The 18,055-nt window shown below is 69.6% G+C and carries 19 protein-coding genes; 12 read left to right on the top strand and 7 right to left on the bottom strand.

All coding sequences use genetic code 11. The features are described from left to right. Positions 1 to 270: 270 nt before the first annotated feature. The 4 genes from LR394_RS06770 to LR394_RS42735 all read left to right on the top strand — a co-directional run bounded on the left by LR394_RS06770 (position 271) and on the right by LR394_RS42735 (position 4,345). On the top strand, positions 271 to 1,311 hold the full coding sequence (locus tag LR394_RS06770) for a LysR family transcriptional regulator (protein WP_231439602.1): 1,041 nt from the start codon (positions 271 to 273) through the stop codon (positions 1,309 to 1,311). Next, positions 1,298 to 1,942, top strand: a complete 645-nt coding sequence (locus LR394_RS06765) for a TetR/AcrR family transcriptional regulator (RefSeq protein ID WP_231439600.1) — start codon at positions 1,298 to 1,300, stop codon at positions 1,940 to 1,942. Before LR394_RS06770 ends, LR394_RS06765 begins: the two co-directional genes overlap by 14 nt. 54 nt (positions 1,943 to 1,996) lie before the next feature. Continuing rightward, positions 1,997 to 2,344 carry a 5-carboxymethyl-2-hydroxymuconate Delta-isomerase gene (locus LR394_RS06760; RefSeq protein WP_231439598.1) on the top strand — a complete coding sequence of 116 codons (348 nt, stop codon included), beginning with the start codon at positions 1,997 to 1,999 and terminating at the stop codon, positions 2,342 to 2,344. 84 nt (positions 2,345 to 2,428) lie between these two features. Continuing rightward, positions 2,429 to 4,345: a CASTOR/POLLUX-related putative ion channel gene (locus LR394_RS42735; protein ID WP_231439596.1), complete on the top strand. Its 1,917-nt coding sequence runs from the start codon at positions 2,429 to 2,431 to the stop codon at positions 4,343 to 4,345. A gap of 60 nt (positions 4,346 to 4,405) precedes the next feature. On the opposite strand, the gene LR394_RS06750 is transcribed toward LR394_RS42735, so the two are convergent. Continuing rightward, entirely contained in the window at positions 4,406 to 4,915 is a 510-nt protein-coding gene (locus tag LR394_RS06750; protein WP_231439595.1) for a WapI family immunity protein, read from the bottom strand. A gap of 275 nt (positions 4,916 to 5,190) precedes the next feature. On the opposite strand from LR394_RS06750, the gene LR394_RS06745 reads away from it, so the two are divergent. The 4 genes from LR394_RS06745 to LR394_RS06730 all read left to right on the top strand — a co-directional run bounded on the left by LR394_RS06745 (position 5,191) and on the right by LR394_RS06730 (position 8,102). Next, on the top strand, positions 5,191 to 5,499 hold the full coding sequence (locus LR394_RS06745) for a hypothetical protein (protein ID WP_231439592.1): 309 nt from the start codon (positions 5,191 to 5,193) through the stop codon (positions 5,497 to 5,499). Beyond that, positions 5,496 to 5,897 (top strand): roadblock/LC7 domain-containing protein, encoded by a 402-nt coding sequence (locus LR394_RS06740; RefSeq protein ID WP_407936993.1) that lies wholly within the window; start codon positions 5,496 to 5,498, stop codon positions 5,895 to 5,897. Before LR394_RS06745 ends, LR394_RS06740 begins: the two co-directional genes overlap by 4 nt. Before the next feature lie 167 nt (positions 5,898 to 6,064). Further along, positions 6,065 to 7,258 (top strand): L-talarate/galactarate dehydratase, encoded by a 1,194-nt coding sequence (locus tag LR394_RS06735; RefSeq protein WP_269328772.1) that lies wholly within the window; start codon positions 6,065 to 6,067, stop codon positions 7,256 to 7,258. Between the two features lie 70 nt (positions 7,259 to 7,328). Further along, on the top strand, positions 7,329 to 8,102 hold the full coding sequence (locus tag LR394_RS06730) for a YqjF family protein (protein ID WP_231439590.1): 774 nt from the start codon (positions 7,329 to 7,331) through the stop codon (positions 8,100 to 8,102). Here the strand turns inward: LR394_RS06730 and LR394_RS06725 are convergent. Next, complete coding sequence (locus LR394_RS06725) at positions 8,099 to 8,455, bottom strand: cupin domain-containing protein (protein ID WP_231439588.1); 357 nt, start codon at positions 8,453 to 8,455, stop codon at positions 8,099 to 8,101. The two genes, LR394_RS06730 and LR394_RS06725, sit on opposite strands and share 4 nt — an antisense overlap. Positions 8,456 to 8,506: 51 nt before the next feature. On the opposite strand from LR394_RS06725, the gene LR394_RS06720 reads away from it, so the two are divergent. After that, a complete protein-coding gene (locus LR394_RS06720) occupies positions 8,507 to 9,472 on the top strand; it encodes a GlxA family transcriptional regulator (protein WP_231439586.1) in 966 nt (321 codons plus the stop codon). On the opposite strand, the gene LR394_RS06715 is transcribed toward LR394_RS06720, so the two are convergent. Further along, entirely contained in the window at positions 9,469 to 10,782 is a 1,314-nt protein-coding gene (locus LR394_RS06715) for an MFS transporter (protein WP_231439584.1), read from the bottom strand. The genes LR394_RS06720 and LR394_RS06715 overlap by 4 nt on opposite strands. Before the next feature lie 108 nt (positions 10,783 to 10,890). Here LR394_RS06715 and LR394_RS06710 point away from each other — a divergent pair, with 108 nt between their 5' ends. Then, on the top strand, positions 10,891 to 11,937 hold the full coding sequence (locus LR394_RS06710; protein ID WP_231439582.1) for an alcohol dehydrogenase catalytic domain-containing protein: 1,047 nt from the start codon (positions 10,891 to 10,893) through the stop codon (positions 11,935 to 11,937). Between the two features lie 19 nt (positions 11,938 to 11,956). Here the strand turns inward: LR394_RS06710 and LR394_RS06705 are convergent, their stop codons facing one another. Then, positions 11,957 to 12,556 (bottom strand): TetR/AcrR family transcriptional regulator, encoded by a 600-nt coding sequence (locus LR394_RS06705; protein WP_231439579.1) that lies wholly within the window; start codon positions 12,554 to 12,556, stop codon positions 11,957 to 11,959. A 134-nt stretch (positions 12,557 to 12,690) separates the two neighbouring features. Here LR394_RS06705 and LR394_RS06700 point away from each other — a divergent pair, with 134 nt between their 5' ends. Together LR394_RS06700 and LR394_RS06695 are read left to right on the top strand one after the other, a co-directional pair. Further along, positions 12,691 to 13,605, top strand: a complete 915-nt coding sequence (locus tag LR394_RS06700; protein WP_231439577.1) for an alpha/beta hydrolase family protein — start codon at positions 12,691 to 12,693, stop codon at positions 13,603 to 13,605. A gap of 41 nt (positions 13,606 to 13,646) precedes the next feature. Beyond that, a complete protein-coding gene (locus tag LR394_RS06695; protein WP_231439576.1) occupies positions 13,647 to 14,624 on the top strand; it encodes an SDR family NAD(P)-dependent oxidoreductase in 978 nt (325 codons plus the stop codon). Positions 14,625 to 14,686: 62 nt separating this feature from the next. Here LR394_RS06695 and LR394_RS06690 read toward each other — a convergent pair whose 3' ends face one another. The 3 genes from LR394_RS06690 to LR394_RS06680 all read right to left on the bottom strand — a co-directional run bounded on the left by LR394_RS06690 (position 14,687) and on the right by LR394_RS06680 (position 18,001). After that, positions 14,687 to 15,439, bottom strand: a complete 753-nt coding sequence (locus LR394_RS06690) for an SDR family oxidoreductase (protein ID WP_231439573.1) — start codon at positions 15,437 to 15,439, stop codon at positions 14,687 to 14,689. Beyond that, positions 15,436 to 16,173: an SDR family oxidoreductase gene (locus tag LR394_RS06685; RefSeq protein WP_231439571.1), complete on the bottom strand. Its 738-nt coding sequence runs from the start codon at positions 16,171 to 16,173 to the stop codon at positions 15,436 to 15,438. The genes LR394_RS06690 and LR394_RS06685 overlap by 4 nt, the downstream gene beginning before the upstream one ends. Positions 16,174 to 16,282: 109 nt before the next feature. Continuing rightward, positions 16,283 to 18,001 carry a tetratricopeptide repeat protein gene (locus tag LR394_RS06680; RefSeq protein WP_231439568.1) on the bottom strand — a complete coding sequence of 573 codons (1,719 nt, stop codon included), beginning with the start codon at positions 17,999 to 18,001 and terminating at the stop codon, positions 16,283 to 16,285. Positions 18,002 to 18,055 lie beyond the last annotated feature (54 nt).

The raw sequence follows: 18,055 nt of genomic DNA, 5'->3' as shown, positions 1-18,055 counted from the left end.
GCTGCCTTCCTTCCGGGAGAGGCCCATAACCTCAGACGATGCACACCGGAGGGGGCGTGGTGCCGGGGTTTCGACAGTTAGCACAACGACCCTTTCGTATCTCCGGACTGAGCGATCACCAAGTTTGTACTCGATGTGCGGCTGACATGCTAGATCGAGTGAGCAAGACCCTACGAAACGAAAACGGCGGTTCTGTTTCTGCGTGTAACGGTTCTGTGTAACCAGACCGCGGGGCTTCTAAGTAATGCTTATGGCTGAGAGGGTGTGGGCATGTTCGACGTCCGTGACTTCCGCGTGCTCGACGAGGTGCTGCGCACCGGCTCGCTCTCCGGGGCCGCCCGTGCCCTGGGCATGAGCCAGCCCGCCGTCTCCCAGGCCTTCGCCGCTCTGGAGCGCCGGGTGGGGGCGCCGCTGCTGGTGCGCACGTCGTCGGGGGTGCGCCTGACCGAGGCGGGCCGAGCGGCGGCCGGCCACATCCGTCCGGTGCTGGAGTCGATCCGGCGGGCCGAGGTCGAGGTCACGACGGTGGTCGGCCTGGCCCGCGGCTCGGTCCGGATCGCCTGCTTCCCCAGCGCAGCGGCCACGATCCTGCCGTTGGCGCTGCGCGATCTGCGGGAGAGCCAGCCCGGTCTGACCTTCTCGGTGGTGGACCTGGAACCGCCGGCCGCGCTGGCCCGGCTGGCCGACGAGGAATGCGATCTGGCCGTGGTGTTCGAGTACCCGGACGACCCGGCCCCGGCCGCCACCGGTCTCGGCGAGCGGGTCGTGCTGATGCAGGACCGGCTCGTGGCCGTGGTTCCCGCCGGTCACCGGCTCGCGGGCGCGGACTCGGTGCCGCTGGCCGAACTGGCCGAGGAGTACTGGATCGCGGGCTGCCCGCAGTGCCGGTCCCACTTGTTACGCCTCTGTGAAAGCACCGGATTCGTGCCCGACATCACGTTCCAGACCGACGACCACCTGGTGATCGCCCGCAGCGTGGCCGCCCGGATCGGGGTGGCCCTGGTGCCGGAGATGGTGCTGCCGATCATCGCCGGGCCGGAAGTCGTCGGCGTTCCGGTCGAGCCGGTGGCAACCCGTACCATCAGTGCAATCAAGTCATCCCGGGCCGCCAGCTCGCAGGCCGTCGAGGCGACGCTGGCGGCGTTGCGCACCGCGGCCGGGCAGTCGCACCACCCGCTCAACGCCCTGAGCCAGACCGATTCGCTGAGCCATACCGATTCGCTGAGCCATACCGATTCGCTGAGCCATACCGATTCGCTGAGCCATACCGATTCGCTGAGGCAGACCGAGGAGACCCGTGCCCAGTCCTGAGCCGACGGCCGCGCCCGGCAGTGCGCCGAGCGCCCCGACCCTCGGCCGGCAGAGCGCCGGTGCGGGCGGCCGGCCGATGAGCCCGGAGACCACCGAGTCGATCCTGCGCGCGGCGATCGAGGTGCTGGCCGAAGCCGGCGTGGAGCAGTTCACCATTCGCGCGGTGGTGGCCCGCTGCGGAGTCAGCTCGGCCACCGTGTACCGGCGCTGGCCCAGCAAGGAAGCCCTCATCCTGGCCACCATCGCGGTGCAGATGGACCGGCTGGCACCGGCCCCGCAGCACGTCTCGCTACGGGCCGACGCCGAGCACCTCACCCGCAACCTGGTCCACGTGCTGCAGGACACCCCGGTCGGCCCGGCCTTCCGCTACCTGGTCAACGCCGACCGCAACGATCCGGAGGTCAGCGAGGTCGCCACGGAATGGCTGATCCGCCGCCGCGCAGTGGTCGAGCAGGCCCTGGCCACCGCCGTGGCCCGCGGTGAGGCCCGGCACGACCTGCCGCTGGCACACGCCGCCGAGCTGCTGGGCTCGCCGATCTACTACCGCTACCTGGTCAGCCACCGCCCGCTCGACGAGGAGTTCATCGACCTGCACGTGCGGGAGTACCTGCAGTGGGTCGGCCGCCGCTAGGTCGTGTCCTCGAATTCTGCCTTCGGGTAAGGCGTTACGTCGTATGCTGCGAATATGCCGCATCTGATCATCGAGTGTGGGGCGCGACTGTCCGCCTCGGTCCGAGACCGCCTGATCCGGGACGCCCACCAGGCCCTGCTGGAGTCCGGCCAGGTGAGGAAGCCGACCGACCTGAAGTCCCGCCTCGTCCAGGTGGAGCAGGATCTGGTCGGCCAGGACAGCCCCGAGCTCACCTTCGTCCACGCCGAACTGCGGCTCCTGGCCGGCCGGTCGGCCGAGACCCGGCAGGAACTGGCGGATCTGCTGCTCAAGACCCTCACCCAGGACCTGGCGCCCGAGGTCCAGGCCAGCGTGGAGGTCCGGGAGCTCGCCGCGACCTACGCGAAACGGCAGCCTTCCTGAGAGCACTCGCCCCGCAGTCCTCGGCCGCTCGGTCAAGATCACGGTGAATGGTGCCGAATTGCGGCAATCGATAGGGTCGGGCCCGTGAGTTTCAGAGCGAGTTGGCGCTACCGGTTCGACAATGTCATGGCCCGCGGACTGGGTGCCCAGATCGGTCTGCTGGCCGGTGTCACGGTAGTGCTCGTCCTGATCGCGGCCGCGGCCACGATCCTCTTCGGGGCCCAGCCCGAGGGCAGCAAGTCCGACTCGTTCGGCCGGATCGTCTGGCAGGCTCTGATGCACTCCCTGGACCCGGGCACCATCGCCGGTGACGGGTACGACTGGGGCTACCTGACCATCATGCTGATCGTCACGATCGGTGGCATCTTCGTGCTGTCCGGCCTGATCGGTGTGCTGACCCAGGCTTTCGGCGATCAGCTCGACGGCCTGCGGCGCGGGGCCAGCCCGGTGGTCGAGCGCGGCCACACCGTGATCCTGGGCTGGGACCAGAAGATCCTCACCCTGATCGGTGAGCTCGCCGAGGCCAACCGCAACCAGCGCAACGCCTGCGTGGTCGTCCTCGCCGACCGGGACAAGGTCGAGATGGACGCCGAGATCGCCGCCCTGCTGGACACGCTCTACGAGCTGGACGGCCGGCGGCTGCGCGTGGTCACCCGCGCGGGCAGCCCGATGTCGATGGAGGCGCTCGGCCTGGTCGCCCTGGAGCACTCCAAGGCCGTGATCGTGCTGTCGCCCGAGTACCAGCCCGACGGCTCGCACAGCGCGATCAGCGAAGCGGACACCCGGGTGATCAAAACCCTTCTGGCGCTGTCCAAGTCCAACGACACCAAGCCGCTGCACATCGTCGCCGAGCTGCTCGACCCGCGCAACGAGGCGGTCGCCCGGATGGCCGTCGGCGCGGATGCGGCCCTGATCCTGACCGGCCCGCTGATCAGCCGCCTGCTGGTGCAGACCGGGCGGCAGCCGGGGCTGTCGGCGGTCTACAGCGAACTGCTCGACTTCGCGGGCCAGGAGATCTACATGAGCCTGCAGCCGGAGCTGACCGGCACCACCTTCGACGAGGCGATCGGCCGCTACGACACCTCGAGCCTGATCGGGGTGCGCACCGCGGCGGGGGAGATCCTGGTGCCGCCGCCGTTCGGCCGGGCCTTCGAGAAGGGCGACCAGGTCATCGCGATCACCGAGGACGACGACACGATCGTTCTTGACGGCCGGCCGGTGGCCGACGACAGCGCGATCATCCCCGGAACCTCCACCCGCGCCGCAAGTCCCGAGCGTACGCTGATCCTCGGCATGAGCTCCCGGCTCCCGGTCGTGCTGCGCGAACTCGACGCCTACGTGGCTCCGGGCAGCCAGACCCACGTCGTCGGTGAGGCCGACCCGTCCGTGGTTCTGGACGACGTCGCCGGGCAGTTGCAGAACCTGGAAGTCAGCGCTCAGGTCGGCGACATCACCGACCGCGGGGTTCTCGACTCGCTGAACGTGCCCAGCTTCACCAATGTGCTGGTGCTGTCCGAGACCGAGGGCCGCACCCAGGAGATGACCGACGCCCGCACCACCGTGGCCCTGCTCAACCTGCGGGACATGGAGCGGCACACCGACAGCATCCCGACCACCAGCGAGATCCTGGAGATCCAGAGCCGCAACCTGGCCCGGGTCGCCGAGCCCGACGACTTCATCGTCAGCAACATGCTGGTCTCGCTGATGGTCTCGCAGGTCGCCGAGAACCCTTACCTGGTAGCCGTGTTCGACGAGCTCTTCACCGCGCAGGGGCATGAGCTGTACCTGAAGCCGGCCGCCGACTACGTGGAGCCCGGCGAGATGCCGTTCGGGGTGGTCTCCGAAGCCGCCCGGCGGCGCACCGAGATCGCGGTCGGGTACCGGCTGGCCCGCAACGCGCACGACCAGGACCAGGCCTTCGGGGTGGTGCTCAACCCGACGAAGAGCACGGCCGTCGAGCTCGGCGACGACGACCGGATCATCGTGCTGAGCAGCCACTGAACGATGGGGGACGTGGCTGCGCACGCTGGGCGCTCACCGCACCAAGGCGAGGGGTTGCGATCACGGGACCTTCCGCGGAAACGCCGCCAGCTGGGCGTTCCAGTCCTGGGCGGCCCGGAGCACCATCTCCCGAGGGCAGGTGAGCTCGACGATGATGTCCTCGGCCCAGTCCGGTGCGGACTCGTACGCCATGTGCACCCGCAGTGACACCGTGCCGTCCACGCCGTGCGGTGCGGTTCCCGCGTACCCGGCCACGCTGAACGCCAGGTTGGGCTCGATGAAGATGGCCGCTGCGTCGTGGGACGCGTCGTCGTCCGGCAGGGCGGCCGCCTGATCGTCCGTAACCACCTCGACCCGTCCGTGGGCGGCCTCGGCCAGCCAGTCGCCGAGCTCGCGGGCCTCCCAGGTCAGCAGGGCGGGATCGGTGAAGGTCCAGGTGCGGCCGTTCGCCAGGTCGACGGTGCCCCCGATGATCAGCCAGTTCGCGTCGTAGCCGCCGGTGGCGTCGGGTAACTGGTAGCCCACCGGCCGCAGGCGCACCCGGGCGCCGTCCGCGGAACGCAGGTCCATGCTTGCCAGGATCCCGTATGCACTGCGACCGTGGGGACCGGGTTCCTCACACCCGTGCGGAGTCAAAAATCAGGGCACACTCACCTGCCGTGACCTGAGTGACGGCGATAACAATTTGCTCGCTTCGGAATGGCCGACGCCACTGCCACGCTTGAGGCAGACGTCCTCAGTACCGTTTGCGACTCGGCCTGAACAGGAAGACGGATGACCGGAAGCCAACCCTCGTCGTCGAGCCGGGCCTCGACGTACGCCTGGGCGGCGTCGGTGGCCGGCGCATGATCGACCTGCGCGGTTACCTCAGGCCGCTCGGCCCAGCCTCCTTCAAGCCCGACCGGACGGCTACCGGACCGGCCGGCCCGCTGAGGCGCACCGAATGGCCTCGGCTGCCCGACCGGGCCGAGCACACCGATCCGGTGCTGATCCGGGCCCGTCTGGGCCGCTATCAGCGTGCTCTGACCAGCGCCCGTAAGACACTGCATCACCCGGTACCGGACTTCCGTCCGAGCGGGGCGAGTCTTTTCACGACTCACAGCGACGGCGGCGCCCATCAGGGTTCTGCCGCACAACAAGGAGGAGATCAGTGAGCACGGGTACCGGTACCGACGTCACCTGGCTGGTCGACGGGTTCGCCCAGCGGGTACCAGGCGTGGCGCACGCAGCCGTGGTCTCGGCCGACGGGCTCCTGGTGGCGAGCTCAGCAGGACTGCCGAGGGACCGCGCCGATCAGCTCTCCGCGGTCGCCTCCGGTCTGGGCAGCCTCACCAGCGGCGCGTCCTCGCTCTTCGCGGCCGGGTCGGTGATCCAGACCGTGGTCGAGATGCAGGGCGGGTTCCTGCTTCTGATGGCGGTTTCGGACGGGTCCTGGCTGGGTGTCCTGGCCGCGCCGACCGCCGACATCGGTCTGGTCGGCTACGAGATGACCATGCTGGTCGACCGGGTGGGGCAGCATCTGTCCCCGGAGATCCGGCGCAACGGGCACTGAGTCTTCCCCGCGGCTGAGAACGGCGCTTGCGGCGCAATCGCCGTTCTCGGCTTCGGCGTCAGGGTGAGCAGGTCATGTCGTCACAGCATCGGGCGATGCCGAACGAATGTTGGACCGGCATCGCCGGCCTGACCTAGCGTCGAAGGATCCCGATCGAAGGAGATCCCATGACGCTCGAGACCAGCACCGTCGTCCCCGATCTGGCCGGCCTGCACCTGGGCGCCGGCGAGGCGACGAGCGACCGGATCACCGGGGTGCGCACCTCGCTGGCCTACCTGCCGCTGGGTAACCCGATCAGCGACGCAAAAGTCTTCACCGGCCGCCAGAAGCCGCTCACCGAGATCGCTTTCGTCTTCGCCGAGATCACCACCGAATCCGGTATCACCGGGCTGGGCTGGGCCTACTCCAAGCGGGCGGGTGGCCCCGGGATGTACGCCCACGCCCGCGAGCTGGCGGGCAACCTGCTGGGCGAGGACCCCAGCGACATCGCCCGGATCTGGACCAAGCTGGTCTGGGCCGGGGCATCGGTCGGCCGCAGCGGACTCTCCGTGCAGGCGATCGCCGCGTTCGACGTCGCGCTGTGGGACATCAAGGGCAAGCGGGCCGGCCTGCCGCTGGCGAAACTGATTGGCGCCCATCGGGATACGGTGGCGGCCTACAACACCTCCGGCGGATTTCTGTCCATGCCGATCGAGGCCGTCGTCGAGAACACCCAGCGTTCCGTCGCCAACGGGATCGGCGGGATCAAGCTCAAGGTCGGCCAGCCCGACCGGAAGGCTGATCTCGCCCGGGTGGCCGCGGTCCGCGAGGCCGTGGGCGACGACTTCACCCTGATGGTGGACGCCAACCAGCAGTGGAACCGCCAGGACGGCCTGCGGATGGGCCGGGCCCTGGAAGAGTTTCGGCTGGAGTGGATCGAAGAGCCCCTGGACGCCTACGACGCCGAGGGCCACGCCCAGCTCGCCGCTGCCCTGGACACCCCGATCGCCACGGGGGAGATGCTGACCAGCGTTGCCGAGCACGCCGAGCTTCTGCGGCTGCGGTCGGTCGACTACCTGCAGCCGGACGCACCCCGGGTCGGCGGGATCACCCCGTTCCTGAAGCTGCTGGCGCTCGCCGAGCACGCCGGGGTGAGCCTGGCCCCGCACTTCGCCATGGAGATCCACGTCCACCTGTCGGCTGCCTATCCGCACACCTCCTGGGTCGAGCACTTCGAGTGGCTCGAGCCGCTCTGGAACGAGCGCCTCGAGCTGAGGGAAGGCCGGATGGTGGTGCCCGCCCGGGCCGGCCTGGGACTTTCGCTGAGTGAGCAGGCCCGGGCGTGGACGATCGAGACCAGTTCAGCCGGGTCGCTCGGCTGAGATCGGGAGCCCGGCGTCAGGTGCTGACGCCGGGCCCGCCGGCCTGAGGTTTGAACCTAGGATTGCGCAGATGGACCCCGAACCGGTCAGCCCTCTCGCGCTCAGGAGCGTGGGTCGCACGGTCTTCACGCAGACCTGGGCTGAGCTGACCTTCCTGCACTGGGCGGTCGAACCGGCTCGGGTTGCCGCCTACCTGCCGCCGGGCGTGTGCCCAGACACGTTCGAGGGCCGGACGTACGTGGGGCTGGTGCCGTTCCAGATGCGCGACGTGGGTCTGCTGCGCACTCCGGGCGTCCCGTACTTCGGCACCTTCCTGGAGACCAACGTCCGGCTGTACTCCGTGGACGAGAAAGGACGTAGGGGAGTCGTCTTCGTCAGTTTGGACGCCGAGCGGCTGGTCCCCGTCCTGGTTGCCCGGGCTGCTCGCTTGCCCTACCTGTGGTCCTCGATGCGGTATCAACGGCACGGCGACCGGTTGACGTACAGCACGGTCCGCCGTCCACGGCTGAAGCGGTTGTCCAGCAGCCGGACCGTGACCAGGGCCGGCGTCCACACTGCGCAGAACGCCGCTGCCTCGACGATTTCGGTGACCGTGGGAGAGCCGATCCCGCCTGACGAGGTCAGCGACCGGGAACACTGGATGACGGCTCGCTGGGGCCTGCACCAGTCCGGCTACTACTGGCCGAACGAGCATGAGAGGTGGCCGCTGCACCGGGCCACTCTCGACCACATCGACGATCAGATCCTGGCGGCGGCAGGGTTCCCTGAACTCACCACGAGAATGCCGGACAGTGTGCTGTTCTCGCCCGGCGTCCACGCCACCTTCGGCCCCCGCATCATCTAGGTCGTGCTTCGACTCCAGTCCGGCTTGCCACCGGCCGCGTTCGAGGTCACGTCCGGTCCGATCAGCAGGAAATGGGCCTCCTCGCCCTCGACCTTGGGGCAGTGCTCCACCCCGCGCGGGATGACCAGCAGGTCACCGGGTGTCAGCAGCACGTCCCCGTCGCGCAGCTGGATCGTCATCCGCCCGGACAGCAGCAGGAACGTCTCCTCCTGATCGTCGTGCGCATGCCAGTTCGTCGACCGGGTTCCCTTCGCCACCTTGATCAGATTGCCGTTGGCCGCGGCCAGCACCCGTTGTGACCAGAACTCGGTGAGGGCGGCCGCTTCGTCGGCCACCGCGAATTTCGTGAGCATGCAGCGATCCTGGACCACACCGTCCTCGGCCGGCTCTGATAGGAATGCCCGATGTCGCAAGGATCCTCACACCGGGTCGCTCTGGTCGTGGACGAGCAGTCCAACCCGTTCGAGGTGGGGTGCGCCTGCGAGATCTTCGGCGGTCCGCTGCGCCCGGAGATCGGCTTCCAGCTGTACGACCTGTGGGTGGTCGCTCCCCGGGGGAGGACCCCGATGCGCGATTCCCTCTTCAGCATCAGCGCGGTAGGGCGGCTCGAGGAGATCGAGCGGGCGGACACCGTGATCGTCCCCAATCGGCCGTATCCGGAAACTCCGATTCGTCCGGTGCTGCTGGCAGCCCTGCGGCGGGCCCATGAGCGCGGCGCCCGAATGGTTGGGCTGTGCACCGGGGCGTTCACGCTGGCCGAGGCCGGACTGCTGGACGGGCGTAGGGCGACGGTCCACTGGGATCTGGCGCAGGAGTTCCGGGAGCGGTTTCCGGCCGTGAATCTGGAGCCCGACGTCCTGTTCGTCGACGACGGTGACGTGCTGACCTCAGCCGGTAGCGCGGCCGCGCTGGACCTCGGTCTGCACATCGTCCGCCGCGACTACGGCGCGGAGGTCGCCAACCACGTCAGCCGCCGCCTGGTGTTCGCCGCCTACCGCGACGGCGGCCAGCGCCAGTTCGTCGAGCGGCCGATCCCGCTGGCCACGGACCAGTCGCTGGGGCCCGTGGTGGCCTGGGCACAACAACGTTTGGACGAGTCGATCACCGTCGCGGACCTGGCTCGCGAAGCGGGGATGAGTGTCGGGAACCTGCATCGTCGTTTCCGGGCCGAGTTCGGCACCACCCCGCTGGCCTGGCTGACCGTAGAGCGCGTGAGTCTGGCCTGCCGTCTGATCGAGCAGGGCGGGCACGGTTTCGAGTCTGTCGCGCAGCGCTCCGGTCTGGGCAGCGGGGCCAACCTGCGTGCCCTGTTCCAACGGCACATCGGGCTGAGCCCGCTGGAGTACCGGCGTCGCTGGCTGGCGACCTAGGGCTCGGGGTGCCGGGCGTCGTACCGCAGGAACCGGGGTTGGAGGCCCGCCATCAGCAGTACCAGGGCGATGCAGGCAGCGCCCCCGGCGAGCGCCGCGATGCTCTCGGAGGTGAGGTCGGCCATCGACCCGACCACCAGGTCACCCAGTCGCGGGCCACCGGCGACGACCACGATGAAGACGCCCTGGAGACGTCCGCGCATTTCGTCGGGGGTGGCGGTCTGCAGGATGGTGCTACGGAAGATGCCGCTGACCGAGTCGGCCATGCCCGACAGCGCCAGCGCCGCGAAGCAGGGCCACAGGAGCCAGTGCGGACCAGAGCCGTCCACTGATCCTTGCAGGTGCCCGGCGAAGCCGACCAGGACCCCGAACAGCACGATGCTGGCTCCCCAGGCCGTGATCGCCACGATGACGGCGAGCCCCTGACGGCGGACCCGGCTGACCGGGCCGGAGAACACCCCGGCGAGGACGGCTCCGGTGGCGATACCGGCGCCGAGGATGCCGGTGGTGCCGGCGCCGCCGCCGATCACCACCGCGCCCAGGGCCGGGAAGAGGACCCGCGGCATGGCGAAGATCATCGCGATCAGGTCGACGACGAAGGTCATCCGCACGTTCGGGCGGGTGCGCAGGTAGTTCAGGCCCTCGAGCACCGAGGCCAGGCCGGCGCGGCGGACCTGGCCCACCGGAGGCATGGCGGGCAGGGCGAGCAGGGTGCTCAGGGCGATGCCGAGGAGCACGGCCTCGGCGAGGTAGGTGCCGGCGAAGCCGAACCAGGCGACCCAGAACCCGGCCAGCAGCGGTCCCAGAGTCATGCCGACGCTGCTGGACAGGCCGGACAGAGCGTTGGCGGCGGGCAGCATCTCGGGTGGCAGCAGCCGGGGCAGGATCGCCATCCGGGCCGGGGAGTTGACCCCGAAGAAGCCGCTCTGCGCGGCCACCAGGAGGTAGAGCAGCCAGGTCTGCTCGAGCCCGGCCACGGCCTGGACGGTGAAGGCCACGGCGACCGCGAAGAGGCCGCTGGAGCTGGTGACGATGACCTTGCGCCGATCGAACCGGTCGACCAGGGCACCGCCGTACAGGCCGAAGACGATCAGCGGGCCGAGGGCGCACAGGCCCACCAGTCCCACGCTGAAGGTGGAGTCGGTCAGGTCGAACACCTGCAGGCCCACGGCGACCGTGGTGAGCTGGGAGCCGATGGAACTGAGCAGGGTGCCCAGCCACATGTGACGGTAGGCCCGGCTGTGGCGCAGCGGGGTCAGGTCGGCCAGGAGAGCAAGGAGGCGGGTCGGCGCGGGTGGAGCTGATTTCACTCCAGGACCTTAATGCCTGGCCCGTCGTCTCAAAGTGAGACGGTGGCGGCCTTCCCGCGAAAGTACCGTTGGCCTGCTGCATCAGCTCCAAGCCAATGGAGGCGTCCGATGAAGGCACTCGTCTACGCAGGTCCCGGCCGCAAGGCCTGGCAGGACGTACCGGACGCCGTGGTGCAGGAACCCACCGACGTGGTGGTCCGGGTGGAGACCACCACCATCTGCGGGACCGACCTGCACATCCTGCAAGGGGACGTCCCCGCGGTCACCGAAGGCCGGATCCTCGGTCACGAGGCGGTCGGCACCGTGGTCGGGACGGGCTCGGCGGTGAAGGGCTTCGCGGTCGGCGACCGGGTGCTGGTGCCGGCGATCACCCGGTGCGGACGCTGTGACCACTGCCAGCGCGGGATGCCCTCGCACTGCCGGACGGTGGGCGGCATCGGCTGGATCTTCGGGCACCTGATCGACGGGACGCAGGCCGAACTGGTGCGGGTGCCCTTCGCCGACACCTCGCTGTACTCGGTGCCGGAAGCGGTGAGCGACGAACAGGCGATCTTCCTGGCGGACTCTCTGCCGACCGGGTACGAGGTCGGCGTGCTGGCCGGGGGAGTGCGGCCGGGGAACACCGTGGCGGTGGTCGGCGCAGGAGCGGTCGGGCTCTCGGCGATTCTGACCACCGGGTTGTGGGGCGCCTCACGGGTGATCGCGATCGACTCGAACAAGTTCCGGCTGGATAAGGCCCTGGAGTTCGGTGCGACGGACGTTGTCGAAGCCGGGGCCGGAACGGTCGAGGAGGTCCGGACGCTGACCGACGGCCTGGGCGTGGACGTCGCGATCGAGGCGGTCGGCTATCCGGAAACCCTGCGTACCACAATGGCTTTGGTGCGTCCGGGCGGCACGGTGGCGAACGTCGGGGTGCACGGTGCGCCGGTGGAGCTGCCGATGCAGGACCTGTGGATCCAGAACATCACGCTGACCATGGGCCTGGTCGACACCGTCTCGGTGCCGACCCTGCTCACGATGGTGGCCGGCGGCCGGCTCCCGGCCGAGAAGATGGGCACCCACCGCTTCACCTTCGGCCAGATGGACCAGGCCTACGAGGTTTTCGGCAACGCCGCCGCGCATTCGGCGCTCAAGGTGATCATCCGGCCCAGCTGAGGAAGCGTTCCACTCTCGCTCAGCCGAGTTCGGGTTGTTCTTGCCTCAGCCCGCTGACCAGGAGGGTCACCATTTCCCGCACGTCGTAGTCCGGGTCCTGGGGAGCAAAGGCCACCAGGTCGCCCACGGCGCGGATGAGCCGGTAGGCGCCGGTCGGGGCGACGACTTCCCCCGAGGCCCGGGCCGCGTCGAGCAGGTCGGCGAGCACGGGAACGAGTCGTTCCACGAAGAGGCTGTGCAGTGCGGTGAATCCGGCTGAGTCGCCTTCCCACACGTGGGCGAGCCCGTGCTTGGTCCCGAGGAAGTCGACGAACTGGTGGATCCAGGCCAGGGTGGCGGCAAACGGGCTGGGGGCCGAGGCGAGCAGGAGCGGGCCCGCCTGCGCGCAGGCCTCGATCTGGTGCCGGTACACGGCGACGACCAGGTCGGAGCGCGTGGGGAAGTGCCGGTACAGGGTGGCCACGCCGACGCCGGCTGCTGCCGCCACCTCACGCACCGGTGCGTTCACCCCCGATCTCGCGAACACGTCGGCGGCCGCATCCAGAAGCACCCGCTCGTTGCGCTCCACGTCACGACGCCGTCGGGGGACGTCCGGGCTGGGCTGGGCGGGGCTGCTCACGGTCCGATCCTCTCATGCGACGCGACTGGCGGAACATCGTTCCGCTTCGCTCTTGCCAAAACGAATCAGCGTTCCGTATCGTCAACGGAACGCTGATCCGTTTCGATTGGCGCCTCGGTCCCGAAAGGATTTCCATGTCAACCACCGCTCTGCCCCCGACCCCGGTGATCAGCGTGCGGCCGGTGGCTCTGCCCGCCCCGGCCTCGCGGGGCGCTGACCTGCAGGTCCGGATCACCGCGCCGGTGACCGGAACCGGCCTGCCGGTGATCGTCTTCGCGCACGGCTTCGGCCAGTCCATGACGGCGGCCGATCCGCTGGTGGACCACTGGACGGCGAACGGGTTCGTCGTCGTGCAGCCCACGTTCCTCGACTCCGCCACGCTCGGGGTGACGCCGGCCGACCCCCGCTACCCGACGATCTGGAAGACCCGGGTGGACGACCTGGAGCAGGTCATCAACGAACTGGACACCATCATCGCCGCGGTGCCGGGCCTCAGCGGCCGCGTCGACCCGCAGCGGCTCGCCGCGGCCGGGCACTCGTGGGGCGGGCAGTCCATCGGCATGCTGCTCGGCGCCCGGGTCCTGGATGCTCAAGGGCGGCCCGGCGAGGACCGAACCGACAAGCGGGTGAAAGCAGGTGTCCTGCTGGCCACCACCGGCCTCGCCCGGGGTGATCTGTCCCCCTTCGCCCAGGAGAACTTCGCCTTCATGAGCCCGGACTTCACCGACCTCACCACGCCCTCGATCGTCGTGGCCGGCGACCACGACCAGTCGTTGCTCTCCTCCCGCGGCCCGGACTGGTTCACCGACGTCTACCACTACAGCCCGGGTGCGCAGCACCTGGTGACCTTGATCGGTGGGGAGCACACCCTGGGCGGCATCCAGGACTACGCCTCGACCCTCACCACCGACGAGAGCCCCGAACGGGTCGACCTGGTCCGCCGGACCACGACGGCCTTCCTGCGCACGGCCCTCGGTCTCGACGCGCAGGCCTGGTCCGAAGTCACCGCGACGCCCGCCGAACCCGTCGGCCGGATCGAATCCAAGTAGGGCCTGTCCGGCTCCTGATCGCAAGAGAAAGGCGCACCAACGTGTCCAAGGACCAGCACCCCATCGGCAGTGGATTCACCGCGGCCTCCACCGCCACCGACGTCCTCGAAGGTCTCGATCTCACCGGCCAGAACGTCATCGTCACCGGCGGGCACGGTCGGCTCGGCCGCGAGATCAGCCGCGTTCTCATCGCAGCCGGCGCCTCGGTGACGGTCGCCGCGCGAGACCCGCGACGGGCTCGGGCGAGCCTGTCCGGCCTGGACCACGTTCAGGTAGAACAGCTCGACCTGGCCGATCCCACGTCGATCGACGACTTCGCGCACCGGTGGAGGGCGACGGGCCGCCCGCTGCACGCGCTCGTCAACAACGCGGCGGTGATGTTCGGCCCCGAACTGCGCCTCGACTCCCGGGGGAACGAACTCTCCTTCTCCACCTCACATCTCGGCCATTTCCAGCTGACTCGGGCCCTGATTCCGGCGTTGGTCGAAGCCTCCGGTGCCCGGGTCCTCACCGTGACTTCAGGAGCCGCCCGGTTCGGGGACATCCGCTGGGACGACCTCGCTTTCGCCGGCGGCTACGACCCCGGCGCGGCCTACATGCAGTCGAAGCGGGCCAACGTCCTGTTCACCGTCGAACTCGACCGCCGCTACGCCGGCCACGGCATCCGTGCCTTCGCAGCGCACCCCGGCGTCGTCATCGGCCCTGGCCCGCACCGGCCCGACGCGCTCGCCTCGTACCGGGACCAGGGCCTGGTCGACGATAACGGGGCCACGATCATCGACCCCGAAGCCGGAAAGAAGACCTCGGTCCAGGGGGCGGCCACACCGGTGTTCGGCGCGGTGAGTCCCGTGCTCGACGGTCTGGGCGGCCTCTACCTCAAGGACTGTGACGTCGCGGTGCTCGACGACACCGTCCGCCCGCTCACCGCGAGCAGCATTCCCTCGGACGCCAACTCGGCCATGCTCGACCCGGTTGATGCCGAGCGTCTTTGGGACGTCAGCGAGCAACTGCTCGCCTGATCCGGCCTACGGCAGCCGCCGGCCTCGCGGGACGTCCCGCGAGACCGGGTCGGGGTGCCGGTTCAGACGATCGCCCCGCCGGACAGCAGCAGCGACTGACCACTGACGTAGGAGGCCAGGTCTCCCGCGAAATACTCCGCGGCGTCGGCCACGTCGTCCGGGCGTCCCAGCCGCTGGCCGAACCGGATGCGCGCGAAGAACTCGTGCTCCGGAGCGTCCTGAGCCAGGTCGGTGAACACCCCGGCGCCGTCGGTCGGCGCCGGAAGGATGGTGTTCACGGTGACCGACCGCTCGATCATCTCGGCCGCCAGCACCCGCACGAGCTGGCGCGCAGCCATCTTGCTGGAGGAGTACAGACCGGTTCCGGGTACCGGGGAGGCGGTGCTGCTGGAACCGATCAGGATCAGCCGGCCGCCGTCGGCCACGTACTTCGCGCCCTTCTGCAGGGTGAAGAACGCACCCTTGGTGTTGACCGCGAAGATCCGGTCGAACTGCTCCTCGGTGGCCTCCAGCACCGGCTGGTCGACGATCTCGAAACCGGCGTTGGCCACCACGATGTCGATCCGGCCGAACTGCTCCCGGGTGCTGCGGTACAGGCGCTCGATGTCCTCGACCTTCGACACGTCCGCCTTGACCGCGATCGCCTCGCCGCCGGCCGCCCGGCACTCGGCGACGGTGCTGCCCGCGACCTGGTCGTCGCCGAAGTAGTTGACCACCACCCGGGCCCCGAGCGAGGCGTACCGCAGGGCGACGGCCTTGCCGATGCCGCGCGCGGAACCGGTGACGACCGCGACCTTGCCGGTGAGGTCGGTCATGCCAGGCCCCCGTTGCTGAACAGGACCTGGCCGTTGACCCAGCGGGCCGGGCCGGCCAGGAACGCGACGGTCTCGGCGATGTCCTCGGGCTGCCCGAGGCGCTCCAGCGGCGCGGCCTTGGCCAGCGTGGCGACCAAGGACTCGTCCTTGCCGTTCAGGAACAGCGGGGTGGCGGTGGGGCCGGGAGCGACGGCGTTGACCGTGATGTCCTTCCCGCGCAGTTCCCGGGCCAGGATCAGGGTCATCCCCTCGACCGCGGCCTTGCTGGCGACGTAGGCGCCGTAGGTCGGCAGCTGCGTCCGGGTGACGGTGGTGGAGAAGTTGATGATCGCGCCACCCGCCCGCAGTTGCTGGGCGGCGAGCTGCGAGACCACGAAGGTGCCGCGGATGTTGGTGCGGTGCATCCGGTCGAGGTCGTCCAGCGACAGCGTGGCGATCGGGGCGAGGACCATGATCCCGGCCGTGTTCACCACCACGTCGATGCCCCCGAAGGCCGCCTGGGTGGCCTCGAACGCGGCGGCCATCGCCTGTTCGTCGGCCACGTCACCGCCGACGGCGATCGCCTGGCCGCTCTCCTTGGTGATCTCCTCGACCACCTCCTGCGCGCGCTCGGGGTTGCCGGCGTAGTGCACGGCCACGGCGTACCCGTCCTGGGCCAGCCGGCGTACCACCGACCGCCCGATCCCGCCGGAGCCGCCGGTGACGAGTGCGACGCGGGTCTGCTGCGTGCTCATGAGATCCTCCTGGACCAGCTGAAATGTATGCCGCGTCCATATAAGCACCTGCGGGACGCCTTGTCCATATCGAAGCTACGAAATAATCGTATTGGCGATACGCCTCGCCTCAGGTCAGGGCCTGCCCCTGGGTCCGGCGCCAGTCGTTCATGGCGATGCCGTACTTGCGCTGGTCGAGCAGGTTGTGATCGCGCAGCCGATCCAGCGCCAGATTGCCGTTCGGATCCTCGAAGGCGCGATACATCGCCCGGCCGGCGTGCCAGCGAGCCATCCCGGTGGCGCCCTGGCGGTCCTGGTCGATCGCCATCTCGACCAGGGTGAAACAGTTGCCGGGATCCACCTCGTGCGCCTGCTGCAGGTAGGCCCGGGCCTCGCTGATCGCGCCGAAGTCCCGTCGGGCGGTGTAAAGGCCCATCAGCAGGGCGTGTTCCAGGACCCGGGTGTCCGTCGCCATCGCGCTGGCGGGGCTGCGCCGCAGGACGGTCAGGGCCCGGGCCAGATGCACCTTGGCATCGAGTTCTCGTCGGCGCTTCAGCTCCAGATAGCCCAGCCGCAGGCCGACGTCCGGGTTGAGCGGCCGGACCTTGACCACCTCCCGCCACACCGCCTCGGCTGCGTCCAGGCCGCCCAGGATCTCCCGGCAGTCACCGAGCCGGAGCATGGCCAGGGCCCAGGTCCCGTCCTGGGCCGGGATCACCGAAAGGGCCTGCTCCAGATCGTTGGCGGCGCCGGCGTAGTTCCGGTCGGCGAACCAGGCCTCGGCCCTCAGCATCAGCGGTTCGACCAGGGTGCGGGCGTCGTGACTGTCCTGGCCGAGCAGGTCGTCGAGCAGTTCCCGGCACAGGGCGTTGAACCGGCCGGTGGCCAGCAGCAGCCGGGCGGCCGAGACCGCGAGGCCGGTGACGTGCGGCACCACCGACATGGACAGGTCGAGATGTTCCAGGGCGCTGCGGTACCGGCGCTCGGAGATCAGCCGGCCGGCCTCGGTGACCATCGCGTCGATCTCGGAGAACCCGACCCGGATGATCTCCGGGGTCAGTGGCGCGTCCCGGCCGTCTCGCCAGAGCCGGAGAGTGGCCCGGACCTGTTCCTCGGTGATTGTCTCGTCAGGCGCTGCGGCGCCGGTGCCGGCGGTCCAGCCGGGGACGAACACCGGCAGCGGCGCGGCCACCTGGAAACCGTCCGCCGAGGGCGGTTCGGGCGTGTCCTCGCTCTCCAGGGTGGTGCTGCGGTCGGAGACGTAGAGGAAGGCCTGGCTCTCGAAGGTCTTGCGCCGGGCGTAGGCCGGCCAGAACGCGTCCTGATCCAGTCCGGTCAGGCCTTGCCGGAACACGTCCTGGTACAGCGAGCCGGCCACGATCAGCGCGAGATCGGCTTCCGGATAACGGTTCACCGCCTGCCGCACCTCGTCGCTGTCGACCAGGCGGGCGACCTGGACGACGGCGTCGCTGGACCAGCCGAGGTCCCCGGTCCGGACGATGCCGCGGGCCAGGCCGGCCCGCACCCGCATCCGGCCACCGCTCGGTGCCTGCTGGTTACGCCGGTGCAACGACTCGACCAGGGATCCGACCAGGGTGCCGATGACGGCGCCCTCGACGATGCCCGGTGGGAACACCATGAGCGCGCCGTCCCCGCTGTACTCGGTCGGGAGCGGACCCGCGGCCGGGACCGCGCTGACGGCGGCGAGCCGCAGAGCCAGGTTCAGGTCGTGCTGAAGCGCCTCGCGATCGGCGGCGGTGACCCGCCTGCTCCAGCTGACGATGTCGAAGCAGGCGCACAGACTCACCGCGCCCTCGATCAGTCCCTTGCCCGGTCCGGGTCCCCTCACCTGTCCAACCATGCTCCATCCCTGGCCCGGGAGCCAGGGAAGTCCCTGAGTGCT

Source organism: Kineosporia babensis (assembly GCF_021129305.1).
Lineage (GTDB): Bacteria > Actinomycetota > Actinomycetes > Actinomycetales > Kineosporiaceae > Kineosporia > Kineosporia babensis.
This window is presented reverse-complemented; position numbering and strand designations above follow the sequence as displayed.

Excerpts from the sequence above, each read along its gene's own strand:
- LR394_RS06770 (WP_231439602.1), top strand. The coding sequence starts at position 271 with ATGTTCGACGTCCGTGACTTCCGCGTGCTCGACGAGGTGCTGCGCACC.
- LR394_RS06760 (WP_231439598.1), top strand. The coding sequence starts at position 1,997 with ATGCCGCATCTGATCATCGAGTGTGGGGCGCGACTGTCCGCCTCGGTC.
- LR394_RS06750 (WP_231439595.1), bottom strand. The coding sequence starts at position 4,915 with ATGGACCTGCGTTCCGCGGACGGCGCCCGGGTGCGCCTGCGGCCGGTG.
- LR394_RS06745 (WP_231439592.1), top strand. The coding sequence starts at position 5,191 with ATGATCGACCTGCGCGGTTACCTCAGGCCGCTCGGCCCAGCCTCCTTC.
- LR394_RS06735 (WP_269328772.1), top strand. The coding sequence starts at position 6,065 with ATGACGCTCGAGACCAGCACCGTCGTCCCCGATCTGGCCGGCCTGCAC.
- LR394_RS06730 (WP_231439590.1), top strand. The coding sequence starts at position 7,329 with ATGGACCCCGAACCGGTCAGCCCTCTCGCGCTCAGGAGCGTGGGTCGC.
- LR394_RS06725 (WP_231439588.1), bottom strand. The coding sequence starts at position 8,455 with ATGCTCACGAAATTCGCGGTGGCCGACGAAGCGGCCGCCCTCACCGAG.
- LR394_RS06720 (WP_231439586.1), top strand. The coding sequence starts at position 8,507 with ATGTCGCAAGGATCCTCACACCGGGTCGCTCTGGTCGTGGACGAGCAG.
- LR394_RS06710 (WP_231439582.1), top strand. The coding sequence starts at position 10,891 with ATGAAGGCACTCGTCTACGCAGGTCCCGGCCGCAAGGCCTGGCAGGAC.
- LR394_RS06700 (WP_231439577.1), top strand. The coding sequence starts at position 12,691 with ATGTCAACCACCGCTCTGCCCCCGACCCCGGTGATCAGCGTGCGGCCG.
- LR394_RS06690 (WP_231439573.1), bottom strand. The coding sequence starts at position 15,439 with ATGACCGACCTCACCGGCAAGGTCGCGGTCGTCACCGGTTCCGCGCGC.
- LR394_RS06685 (WP_231439571.1), bottom strand. The coding sequence starts at position 16,173 with ATGAGCACGCAGCAGACCCGCGTCGCACTCGTCACCGGCGGCTCCGGC.